The 12036-nt window shown below is 65.5% G+C and carries 11 protein-coding genes; all 11 read left to right on the forward strand.

What is annotated here, in order from left to right; translation table 11 throughout:
• The first annotated feature begins 142 nt into the window (after positions 1-142).
• The 11 genes from ACEN88_RS14130 to ACEN88_RS14180 all read left to right on the forward strand — a co-directional run bounded on the left by ACEN88_RS14130 (position 143) and on the right by ACEN88_RS14180 (position 11958).
• Positions 143-1621 carry a histidine kinase gene (locus tag ACEN88_RS14130; RefSeq protein ID WP_413340497.1) on the forward strand — a complete coding sequence of 493 codons (1479 nt, stop codon included), beginning with the start codon at positions 143-145 and terminating at the stop codon, positions 1619-1621.
• Positions 1618-2265, forward strand: a complete 648-nt coding sequence (locus ACEN88_RS14135; protein ID WP_413340498.1) for a response regulator — start codon at positions 1618-1620, stop codon at positions 2263-2265. Before ACEN88_RS14130 ends, ACEN88_RS14135 begins: the two co-directional genes overlap by 4 nt.
• Positions 2266-2386: 121 nt before the next feature.
• Positions 2387-3964, forward strand: coding sequence for a GGDEF domain-containing protein (locus tag ACEN88_RS14140; RefSeq protein ID WP_413340499.1), 1578 nt, complete (start codon positions 2387-2389; stop codon positions 3962-3964).
• A gap of 249 nt (positions 3965-4213) precedes the next feature.
• On the forward strand, positions 4214-5659 hold the full coding sequence (locus ACEN88_RS14145; RefSeq protein ID WP_413340500.1) for a flagellin: 1446 nt from the start codon (positions 4214-4216) through the stop codon (positions 5657-5659).
• Positions 5660-5746: 87 nt separating this feature from the next.
• Complete coding sequence (locus ACEN88_RS14150) at positions 5747-6100, forward strand: flagellar protein FlaG (RefSeq protein WP_413340502.1); 354 nt, start codon at positions 5747-5749, stop codon at positions 6098-6100.
• A gap of 185 nt (positions 6101-6285) precedes the next feature.
• Positions 6286-8931, forward strand: coding sequence for a flagellar filament capping protein FliD (gene fliD, locus ACEN88_RS14155; protein WP_413340504.1), 2646 nt, complete (start codon positions 6286-6288; stop codon positions 8929-8931).
• Positions 8932-8952: 21 nt separating this feature from the next.
• On the forward strand, positions 8953-9411 hold the full coding sequence (gene fliS, locus ACEN88_RS14160) for a flagellar export chaperone FliS (RefSeq protein WP_413340506.1): 459 nt from the start codon (positions 8953-8955) through the stop codon (positions 9409-9411).
• A complete protein-coding gene (locus tag ACEN88_RS14165) occupies positions 9408-9749 on the forward strand; it encodes a flagellar protein FliT (RefSeq protein WP_413340508.1) in 342 nt (113 codons plus the stop codon). Before fliS ends, ACEN88_RS14165 begins: the two co-directional genes overlap by 4 nt.
• A gap of 8 nt (positions 9750-9757) precedes the next feature.
• Entirely contained in the window at positions 9758-10864 is a 1107-nt protein-coding gene (locus tag ACEN88_RS14170) for a flagellar hook-length control protein FliK (protein WP_413340510.1), read from the forward strand.
• Positions 10851-11216 (forward strand): EscU/YscU/HrcU family type III secretion system export apparatus switch protein, encoded by a 366-nt coding sequence (locus tag ACEN88_RS14175; protein WP_160410326.1) that lies wholly within the window; start codon positions 10851-10853, stop codon positions 11214-11216. The genes ACEN88_RS14170 and ACEN88_RS14175 overlap by 14 nt, the downstream gene beginning before the upstream one ends.
• Positions 11200-11958 carry a flagellar brake protein gene (locus ACEN88_RS14180; protein WP_413340512.1) on the forward strand — a complete coding sequence of 253 codons (759 nt, stop codon included), beginning with the start codon at positions 11200-11202 and terminating at the stop codon, positions 11956-11958. The genes ACEN88_RS14175 and ACEN88_RS14180 overlap by 17 nt, the downstream gene beginning before the upstream one ends.
• Positions 11959-12036 lie beyond the last annotated feature (78 nt).

A 12036-nucleotide genomic window follows, 5' to 3' on the forward strand; every position in this document is an offset into this window, starting at 1 on the left:
GTTGACGACGGCGTTGAAGCGCGCCTGGTATTGCTCGAGCGCCATGCCGGCCGCCATTCCAGCCGCCTCGTGCGGGTGCTGCGCCGGTTCGTGGTCCAATGGCGTGCGCGCCGGCGCCAACCGACAGACCAATGACATGACCATGAGCCCGGACACCTCGACCCCTGCCCCCGTCCTCGCGCCCGCGATGCAGGCGTCCACCACGGAAATCTATCTGTTCGACGCCGACACGCTGCGCCTCGCCGACGTCAACCAGGCCGCGCGCCGCAACCTCGGCCATGAGCTCAAGGCCTTGTGCGGCATGACGCCGCTCGACCTGGCGCCCCAGCTCGACCGCGGCGAACTCGTTGCGCTCATCGGCTCGCTGGGCCAGGAGATCGGCGACCAGGTCAGCCTGCGCACACGCCATCGCCGCGCCGACGGGACCACGTATCCGATCAAGCTGTGCTTCTTGCGCGTCGTGCGCGACGGCCGGTCGCTGATCCTCGCGATCGGCGACGACCTGTCGCTGGAACTGGCGGCCGGCATGGCGCTCGAGCAATACCAGGCGCGCTTCAACGCCGTCGTCAACCACACGCCCGGGCTCGTCTACCAGTTCGTGCTGCATGCGGACGGCACGATGGCGTACCCGTATTTGAGCGAGGGGTGCACGGCGCTGCTGGGCCTGTCGGTGTCGGAACTGCAACAGGACCCCGAGCGCTTCTTGCGCCTGATCCTGCCGGAGGACCGCAAGGGTTACCAGGACGCGATGGAGGCGTCGAGGACGGCGCTGGCCGCGTGGAACTGGGAAGGCCGCATCTGCGTGGAGGCGTGGAACGACGTCAAATGGATCAGCCTGCGCGCGACGCCCTTGCCGCTGGACGGTGGCGGTGTCCAGTGGGACGGCATCATGACCAACATCACCGCGAGCAAGCTGGAGCAGGAAGAAACCCGGCGGTCGCGTGCGCGGCTGGCCGAGCTGACGGACCACATCCAGCAGGTCAAGGAACAGGAACGGGCCCGCATCGCGCGTGAGATCCACGACGACCTGGGCGGCAATCTCACCGCGATCAAGATGGCGCTGTCGATGCTTGCGGCGCGCCTGCCGGACGATCCGGCCCTGCGCGACAAGGCGGATTACCTGGACGACCTCGTCGACCGCACGATCGAGGCCGTGCACCGCATCTCGCTGGACCTGCGTCCCAGCACACTCGACCTGGGCCTCGTCGCCGCGCTCGAGTGGCAGGCGCGCGAATTCGAAAAGCAGATGGGCATCGCCTGCGTGTTCCGCAGCGCCGACAAGGAAATCGACCTCGATCCGGACCAGGCGGCCGCGCTGTTCCGCATCTTCCAGGAAGCGCTGACGAATATCGCGAAACACGCGGGCGCCACGCGCGTGACGGTCAGCCTGCGCCGCCAGCGCCAGCACCTGACGCTCGGCATCTGCGATAATGGCCGCGGCATCACGCCCGCCGACCGCCTGAAGCCCCAGTCGTTCGGCCTGCGCGGCATGAGCGAACGCGCCCGGGCACTGGGCGGCACGCTCACCCTGTCGCAGGCACCTGGAGGCGGCACGATGGTCGTCGTCAAGATCAGGCTGGCCGCCCCCGCGGCCGGACGCAGCGAAACCACCCGAGCATGACAGAAAAAGCCAGCATCCGCGTTTTTATTGCAGACGACCACGCCATCGTGCGTGAAGGCCTGAAACAAATCCTCGCCGAACAGCGCGACATCGTTGTCGCGGGCGAAGCCGAGACCGGTCTCGACGCCGTCAAGCTGTTCCGCAAATCGCGCTGCAACGTGGTGCTGCTCGACATCTCCCTGCCCGACCGCAACGGCATCGAAGTGCTCAAGCAGATCAAGGGCGAACAACCGGACCTGGCCGTGCTGATGCTGTCCATGCACCGCGAAGACCAGTATGCGATCCGCTCGCTGAAGGCGGGCGCGGCCGGATATCTGACCAAGCAGAGCGCGCCGAAGGAACTCGTCAACGCGATCCGCCAGGTGGCCGGCGGCCAGCGCTACGTCAGCGCGCAACTGGCCCAGGTGCTGGCGGCCCAGTTGGGCGAGAACCACGACGCGCCCGTGCACGAAGCGCTGTCCGACCGCGAATACCAGACCCTCACCATGATCGCCTCCGGCAAGACCGTCAGCGAGATCGCGCGCGAACTCTCGCTGTCGGTGAAGACGGTCAGCGAGTACCGCTCGCGCCTGCTGGCCAAGATGAAACTCAAGACCAGTGCCGAACTGACCCACTACGCCATCCGCAACCAGCTCATTGACTGATTTGCGCTTCGTCAATACAGTCGTAAAGACTGAGTGGTAATTCCGCGTTTTATCGGCGATTTGTTTTCTTGGCCGCGGCTTACTATGACGATAATAATAATGCCATGTTGCAACGTCCAAAATGTCCAGCTCACAACGCCCGCCGGGGGTTCCCGGCCTGAACCCTGCGGAAATCGCACGCGAAGCGTTCCGCCGGCTCGCCACGCGGCGCATCGCGCCGACGCCGGACGCCTACCGCGAGATCTATAACGAGATCGCCGGCGTCGACGTCCTGCCGCCTCCAGCCCCACCCGCAAACCCGGGCGCGGAGAACGTGTTGTCCGGCTTCGCCCACAGGCTGGCCGACACGCCCGGCGAGCTGGCCGAGTTCGGCGCCCGCTTCAACCGCGCCGTCAAGCAGCGCGACTGGGACGGCTATGCGCGCACGCTGTCCCAGTTGGCCGAGAAACACCTGCGCCGCCACACGCACCCCGCGCTGTCGCTGGGCGTGGAGAACGGCGAAGCCAAGCTGCTGCGCGACCTGCTCAGCCGCACGCTGACGTTCGCCGTCGCGTCGCTGCTGGCGGGCACGCCGAACCTGTCGGGCGAAGCGGAATCGCTGGGCGCCGCCGTCAAGGCCGCGCACAGCGAGGAAGCGCTGCAGGAAATCGCGACGCGCCTGAAAGACCTGTGTTACCAGATCGAACTGAAGAGCGGCGATACGGCCGAACAGCAGGAACTGCTGCTGCGCCTGTTTAAACTGCTGCTGGAAAACGTATCCGAACTGCTGGACGACGACAGCTGGATGCGCGGCCAGATCGCCGCCGTGCAGGACCTGATCGCCGGTCCGCTCGACCACCGCGCGCTGGAAGACGCCACGCGCAGCCTGAAGGATGTCATCTACAAGCAGGGGCAGCTGAAGCACGGCATCGCGGACGTCAAGGCGACCGTCAAGAACATGATGATGACGTTCATCGACCGCCTCGGTTCCGTGGCGGCGTCGACGGGCGATTTCCACGAAAAGATCGGCGGCTTTTCCGAGCGCATCCGCGGTGCCGGCAATATCGAGGAACTCAACGTGGTGCTGGAAGAAGTGCTGCGCGAAACGAAAATCGTGCAGGCCGAGGCGATGGCCTCGCGCGACCGCATGCTGGCCGCGCACCAGGAGGTGCAGGAAGCGGAGGCGCGCATCAAGGATCTGGAAGCGAAGCTGCAGCACATGAGCGAACTGGTGCGCGAAGACCAGTTGACGGGCAGCCTCAACCGGCGCGGCCTCGACGACGTGTTCGAGCGCGAAAGCGCGCGCGCCGACCGCCGCGGCACGCCGCTGTGCGTGGCCCTGCTCGACCTGGACAATTTCAAGAAGCTCAACGACACCTACGGCCACCTCGCGGGCGACAACGCCCTGCGCCACCTCGTGAAAGTCGTGCGGGACACCTTGCGCTCGATGGACGTGATCGCCCGCTTCGGCGGCGAGGAATTCCTCATCCTGTTGCCAGAAACGAATGTCGAAGCGGCATCGGCCGCGATGGTGCGCGTACAGCGCGAGCTCACGAAGCATTTCTTCCTGCACGACAACGAGAAGATGCTGATCACGTTCTCGTGCGGCGTGGCCTTGCGCCATCCGAACGAGGAGCAGGCCAGCCTGATGGCGCGCGCGGACAAGGCCATGTATCAGGCCAAGCAGAGCGGCAAGAACCGCGTGGTGGTGGCTGACTGACAAGCCTGGCCACGAAAAAATATTTTTTTTCACCCTAAAGTTCCCGAATTCGTCGCCGCCAAGGCAGGCCCGCTTCCGGCGGCGACACAAAAATGTCGATTTTTTTCGCTCTCGCCCTCTAAACTTTTTCCGTAGAGCACCGTTACCAGCATCAACAGCGGTTTGAATGTCACGGAACAGCGTGGCAGACCAAAGTGATCATGAGTGGCACGTCGCCACACCCTGCAAGACCAAGTCTGGAGAGACACCATGTCGTCCGTTATCAATACCAACGTTGCATCCCTGAACGCTCAGCGTAACCTGTCCACCTCGCAATCTTCGCTCAACACCTCGATCCAGCGCCTGTCGTCGGGCCTGCGCATCAACAGCGCCAAAGACGATGCCGCCGGTCTGGCAATTTCGGACCGTATGAATTCGCAGATCCGTGGCATGAACCAGGCGACCCGCAACGCGAACGACGGCGTGTCGATGGCCCAGACCGCCGAAGGCGCCCTGTCGAGCTCGGGCGACATGCTGCAGCGTATCCGCGAACTGGCCGTGCAATCCTCGAACTCCTCGAACTCGGCCAGCGACCGTAAAGCCCTGCAGACCGAAGTGTCGCAGCTCACCTCGGAACTGAACCGCATCGCCAGCACTACCGAATTCAACGGCACCAAGCTGCTGGACGGCTCGATGGGCACCGCCAACTTCCAGGTCGGCGCCAACGCCAACCAGCTGATCTCGATGACCGGCTCGAATTTCAGCACGTCCGTCTATGGCAATAACACGACGACCACCGACGGCCAGATCGATACCGGCGCGATCGTCGGCGGTACCGGCGCAATGGTCATCAACGGCAGCCAGGGCACGGCAACGGTCGACATCTCCGCGAACAGCACCGCCAAGGATGCGGCTGCCGCCATCAACAACAAGTCCGCCGATTCCGGCGTGACCGCGACTGCAACCACCAGCGTGGGGTTCCAGGGCACGGCTGGCGTCGCCTACACGCTGGCGCTGGGGTCCGACAATTCGACCGACATCAATGTGGCATTCAAGATCGGCTCCGGCACCGGCACGGCGGACGACTACGCGGCGGCAATCAGCGCGTTCAACGCGCAGAGTGCAAAGACGGGCGTGACGGCATCGTACGATGCGGACGCGAAGGGCCTGAAGCTGACCAACGCCAGCGGCAACGATATCAAGCTGACCGAACTGGACACGGCCGCGGACGGCAAGATCGCCGCCTACGACAGCGATGGCGCCGCGGGTACGTTCGCCGCGGTGTCGGCGACCGTCGGCACGCCGAGCATCGCCAAGGGCACGATCACGCTTGACTCGAGCGAAAGCTTCTCGGCCACCGACACCAGCGGCTTCGGTCTGGCAACCTCGTCGGATCTGAAAAAAGTGTCGGATATCGACGTCGGCAGCTTCGCCAACGCCCAGCAGGCAATCAAGATCGCCGATGCCGCCCTGGCCAAGGTCAACGACCAGCGCGCCCAGCTCGGCGCACTGCAGTCGCGCTTCAGCTCGGCGATCTCGAACCTGCAGTCGTCGACCGAGAACCTGTCGGCATCGCGCAGCCGTATCGTCGACACCGACTTCGCTTCGGAAACCGCGAACATGACCCGCGGCCAGATCCTGCAGCAGGCCGGTACCTCGATGCTGGCCCAGGCCAACTCGCTGCCGAACGGTGTCCTGTCGCTGCTGCGTGGCTAATCAGTCGCAATAAGCCACCGATAGCGGTGTAAAGTGATTCCTCGGCTGGAGTAATTCAGCCGGGGAATTTTTGCTAGGGAATTCATCATGAACATACAACCAGTGGGTTCACCTGTTTCTCCCCGAGTGGAGGATCGCCCGGCCCAGCCGGCGACGCCAACGGGTGAGACGGAGTCGGCCGGCAAGAGCAAGCTTGCCGACGCCGCCAAGCCGTCGCGCGAGGATGTGTCGGCCGCTGTCAGGAAGATGAACGACGCCATGCTGGGTTCGTCGCAAAGCCTGCAATTCACGATCGACGAGGACAGCAAGGACATCGTGGTCAAGGTCATCGACCAGAGCACGAAGGAGGTTGTCCGTCAGATCCCTTCGAAGGAAGCGCTGCAGATCGCCAAGTCGATCGACAAGATGCAGCAGGGCCTCCTCATCAACCAGACGGCCTGAGCGCTCGATGTCCGCTTCACCGTGAAGCGTGGGCCCGCGGCCCGCGCTTCCTGCCTATTCCCTTTCTCTATTGCATTTTTCCTACCAAATTGTTCTGGCACGGAAATAACGCACATTTCCCACTCTCAAGTACGGTTTGCTTCTGTCGATAATGACTTACATTATCGCTTTCACAGGAGAAACAAGTGGGAATCAGCTCACCTGGTATCGGCTCCGGCCTCGACGTCAACGGTCTCGTCAGCAAGCTGATGTCGGCCGAATCGGCGCCGCTCGACAATTACGACAAGAAAACGACTGACTACCAGACCAAGCTGCAGGCGTACGGCAAGGTCAGTGCGGCAGTCGGCGTCTTTCAGGGTGCGCTGACGACGCTGAACTCGGCCAACACCTTCAGCGCGCTGAGCAGCTCGTCCAGCAACAAGGATCTCCTGACGGCCACTCCCGGCGCCGGCGCCGTGCCCGGCAAGTACAAGATCAACGTCAGCCAGCTCGCGCAGGCACAAAGCCTCATGACGGGCGGCCAGGCCAGCAATACGGCGCAGATCGGCGACGGCGCCAAGACGACGCTCACGTTCCAGTTCGGCAGCATCGGCGGCGGCACGTTCGGCGTGGCCGGCGCCGCGCTGAGCCTGGCCAGCGCAGCGTCCGGCATCGCGACCGGCTCGCTGACCATCAACGGCACGGCGATCAGCACGAACGGCACGACGCGCAGCGCACGCGACCTCGCCTCGGCCATCAACGACGAAACGGATACGACGGGCGTCACGGCCAAGGCCGGCATCACGTCCACCTCGGCCACGATGTTCGGCACCTTCGGCGACGTGGTCGTCGGCACCGGCGGCAACTATGCGTTGACCGTGGGCGGCGTCCAGCTGGCCAGTTCGGACGGCAGTACCACCGTCACGGCCGCGTCGCTCGACACCGCGCTCGGCACCAACACCGTCACGAACCAGTTGGCCGCCGCCAACATCACGTTCACCGGCTCGGCCGCCAACGGCGACCTGCAGTTCTTCGCCGCCGACGGTTCCAACATCAGCGTCACGGAAGCCGTCAGCGGCACCGTCACGGGCGGCATCGGCCTGGCTCCCGGCGCGGCCAACACGGGCTCGGACGCCACCAGTACGGCCGGCATCACGCTGAGTTCAAAGGACGGCAGCCAGATACTCGTCGGCGGCAACAACCCGGGCGCGGCGGGCCTCACGGCGGGCAGCGCCGGCAGCTACATCGGCGCCGGGTTCACCCAGGACGGCGCCCAGGCCAGCGGCACCGTGACGCTGGACACGAAGGACCAGACCCTGCAGGGCATCCGCGACGCCATCAACAAGGCCAACGTAGGCGTCACCGCCACCATCGTCTCGGACGGCGGCGACAACCCGTACCACCTCGTGATCACGTCGAACAAGACGGGCGAGAAGTCGGCCATGAAGATCACCGTGGATGGCGCCGACGGCGGCCCCGTCAACGCCGGCCTCGCCAGCCTGCTGGCCTATGATCCGAACGGCACGCAGGCCCTCACGCAGACGAGCGGCGCGCAGGACACCAAGCTGACCATGAACGGCATCGCGGTCAGCAGTGCCGACACGACGGTGGACGACGTCATCCAGGGCGTGAGCCTGGACCTGTCCACGACCGGCAGCACGACGCTGACCGTGTCGCAGAACAAGAGCGCGGTGACGGATGCCATCAACGGTTTCGTCAAGGCCTACAACGACCTGAACAAGACGATTTCCGGTCTCTCGAGCTACAACGCCGACACCAAGACGGGCGGCGTGCTGCAGGGCGACTCGGCCGTCCGTTCGATCCAGACCCAGTTGCGGCGCGCGCTGGGCACCAAGGTCGAAGGCCTGGACAGCAGCCTGTCGAACCTCAGCCAGATCGGCGTCTCGTTCCAGAAGGACGGCAGCCTGGCGCTCGACTCGACCAAGCTGAACAACGCCATGTCCAGCAATTTCAGCGACATCAGCGGCCTGTTCGCGGCCGTCGGCGCGGCCAGCGACGGCAACATCACGTTCGACAAATCGACGGCGGCCACCAAGCCGGGCGAGTATGCCGTGAACATCACGCACATGGCCACGCAGGGCACGCTGAGCGGCGCCAATCCCCTGTCCGGCTCGACGACGATTGCCTCGAACACCACCTGGACCGTCACGCTGAACCAGACGGATCCGGCCACGGATTCGAAAGTCCAGAACATCGCGATCCCGGCCGGCATCTATGCGAACGACCAGCTCGCGTCGATGCTGCGCGCCGCCATCAACGGCAACGCCACGTTCGCGGGCGCCGGCGACGCGGTCGAGACCTCGGTGGACGGCACCGGCCACCTGTCGATCTCGTCCAGCAAATACGGCTCGACGTCGAACATCTCGATCGCGGGCGTCACGGGCACGGCCGTCAGTGACCTCTTCGGTAGCGCCACGCCGGCCGTCGGCACCGACATCGAAGGCACCATCGGCAACGTCGCCGCGACGGGCAACGGCCAGTCGCTGACGGCGGCCGACGGTTCGCCGGCGGCGGGTATCCAGATCACGGTCAAGACCGGCGCCACCGGCGACCGCGGCACCGTGACCTTTTCGCAAGGCTATGCCTACCAGTTGACGAACCTGGCCACGAGCTTCACCGGCAAGGACAGCGTCCTCAACAGCAAAACCGACGGCCTGAACGCCAGCATCAAGGCAGTGGCCAAACAGCGCGACGCCTTCAGCGATCACTTGACCCAGCTGGAAGCCATGTATCGAAAACAATTTACCTCGCTCGACACGATGCTGCAGTCGATGCAGAGCACCCAAAGCTATCTGACGCAGCAGTTGGCAGCCCTCGCGGCCAACCGATAACTGGATTTTTGGAGAACCACCATGTTTGGAACGATGAAACGCGGCGTCAACGCCTATCACAACGTGAGCCTCGAGACCGGCATCACGTCGGCCTCGCCGCACAAGCTGATCGTCATGCTGTACGACGGCGCCCTCGTCGCGCTGCTCGGCGCCAAGACGAACATCGCCGCCGGCAACATCGCCGCCAAGGGTTCGGCCATCTCGAAGGCCATCTCGATCATCGACAACGGCCTGCGCGCCTCGCTCGACAAGAACGCCGGCGGCGAGATCGCGGCCAACCTGGACGCCCTGTACGACTACATGAGCCGGCGCCTGCTGCACGCGAACCTGAAGAACGACGTGACCATCATCGACGAAGTGCACGGCCTGCTGGCCGACCTGCGCGGCGCGTGGGTGGAAATCGGCGACAAGGTCCAGCCGCAGCAGCAGGTCGCTGCGCCCACGGCCATGCCGAAAGCCTCGACCCTGGCGAGCGCATGATCGGAGCCACGACGATGATGACGAATACCGAAATCGCCTCGCTGTACGAAGCCATGGTCGGCATCACCGACCAGATGCTGGCCGCCGCCACCGCGGCCGACTGGGACCGCCTGCTCCAGCTCGAACACCAGTGCGCCGCCTGCGTGCGCCAGTTGAAGGACAACGGCGACACGGCGCTGGCCGGCCAGGAGCGCGTGCGCAAGGTCAACGCCATCCGCAAGATGCTCGATTCCGACCGCAAGATCCGCGACCTGACCCAGCCGTGGATGGCGAAGCTGCAGGCCATGATCTCGAACAAGACTGTCGAACGCCGCGTCGCGCGCGCCTACGGCGTCTGACCTGAACGATGCTGCCGCGCGATAGCGTCTCGCTGACCCCGGTCGCGGCAGCCCGTCCCGCCTTACCCGTCGGCGACCCGCGCCAGCAAGCCTTTGCGCGCGCGCTCGCCAACCTCGTCGGCCAGTCGATGCCAGCCGACGTGTTGGCGAAACTGCCCGACGGCAGCTTCGTCGTGCGCATCAACGACATGGCGGCGCGCATGCCGCTGCCCCAGGGCACGCAGGTCGGCACGCAGGTGCCGCTGACCCTCGTGACGGTCGCGCCTCGCCCCACGTTCCAGGTCCAGACGGGCCAGGGTGCCCCCGCCTTCGCCGAAGCCGGCCCGCCGCTGCCGGAAGGCGCCAGCCCGCAGGAGCCTACGCTCGCTTATCTCGAAGGCAAGGATGCCGCCGCGCTCACGCGCACGGCCGCCCTGCTCGCAGGCGCGCGCGGTCTCGCACAACTGCCGGGCGGCGCGGCCGACGGCGCCAACACGTCGATCAGCACGGCCGGCAAGATGCTGGGCGACGTCATCGCGGCCGCGCAGAAAGCGGACACACAAGCCACCGCCGCGGTCGGGCGCACGCCGCTGTTGGGCGGGCCGTCGCTGGACGCCGGCGCCATCGCGCAGGCACTGAAGGACGGCCTCGGCAAGAGCGGCCTGTTCTACGAATCGCACGTGGCCGAATGGGCCGAAGGCGCCCGCCCCCGCGCCGACCTCGCGGCCGAGCCGCAGGCGCGCGGCATGCCGCCGCCCACCGATCCGAACACGGCCCAGTTCATCAACCTGCAGCTGAATGCACACGAACAGGGCCGCGCCGCCTGGCAGGGCCAGTTGTGGCCGGGCCGCGACATGCAATGGGACGTCGAACGGGACGCGTCCGGCCGTCAGGACGGCGGCGAGGATGAGAACGGCGGCACGTGGCAGAGCAGCCTGCGCCTGCGCTTCGGCGCGTTGGGCGAGGTGGCGGCGCGCGTCGTGCTGTCCGGCGGCCAGTTGCACATCCGCCTCGATGCCCAGGACGAATCGGTCAAAGGCTTGCTGGATGCGCACCGCGCGCGCCTGGCCGACGCGCTCGACGCGGCCGGCACGCCGCTCTCCACGCTCACCGTCCATGACGATGGACAACGATAAGCCGACGCGCCGCCAGAGCGCCGTGGCGCTCGCGTACGGCGCCGGCGATGCCGCGCCGAAGGTCGTCGCGAAGGGCAAGGGTCTCGTCGCCGAGCAGATCATCGGCCGCGCGCAAGAGGCCGGCGTGTTCGTGCACGAATCGAAGGAACTGGTGGCGTTGCTGATGAAAGTCGACCTCGACCGCCAGATCCCGCCGGCCCTCTACCGCGCCATTGCCGAACTATTGGCCTGGCTCTATTATATTGAATCCGCGCAAGTTTCCGGGCAGACACCACCGCCCGCACCGGACACGGCACGCCTCCTCCCACCCCAAGAAAGCACTCCGGTTGACACAGATGCAAGCAATCACTGACGCCGAACTAGAAGCCTGGCACGACTACGAAGTCGAGTCGCCCAGGGAGATCGTGGCCCTGCTGCGCCAGATCGCCGAAAAGAACCAGCTGATCCGCATGCTGATCAAGGGCGAGGCGGACGTCTGCGTCACGTCGCTGCTGGCCGTCGATCCGGATGCGGGCACCGTCGTCATCGACTGCTCCGTCAGCCCCGAGCAGAACACGCGCATCGTGGCGGCCGGCACGGTCCGGTGCGACACGTCGCTGGACAAGATCCGCATCGTGTTCGGCCTGGACAACCTGCGCGAAGTGCAATTCGAAGGCGGGGCCGCATTGTCCGCCGCGATTCCCGCGAGCCTGATCCGCCTGCAGCGGCGCGAGTTCTACCGCATGCCGACGCCGGTGACGAATCCCGTGCGCGCGACGATCCCCCTGCCGGCCGAGCTGGGCGGCGGCACCGCCGTGTTCCCGCTGGCGGACATCAGCTGTGGCGGTGTCGCGATCCACGACAGCAAGCTGCAGCTCGGCACGACCATCGGCGACACCTTCCCGAACTGCCGCATCGACCTGCCGGAAATCGGGCCGGTGACCTGCTCGTTGCAAGTCCGCAACTCGATCGACATGACGCTGCTCAACAACAAGACGAGCCGCCGCCTCGGCTGCCAGTTCATCGACATCTCGCGCGGCAACCTGGCCGCCGTGCAACGCTACATCACCAAGCTGGAACGCGAGCGCAACGCCCGCCTGGCCGGCCTGGCCTGAAAATTCGGGGTCAGAGCCTGAGCCTTCCCCTCAAATTTTTGTTGTAAACAGCTTGGGAAGCTGTTAACTTTCAATCCC

Source organism: Massilia sp. CT11-108 (assembly GCF_047302915.1).
Classification (GTDB): domain Bacteria; phylum Pseudomonadota; class Gammaproteobacteria; order Burkholderiales; family Burkholderiaceae_D; genus Telluria; species Telluria orientalis.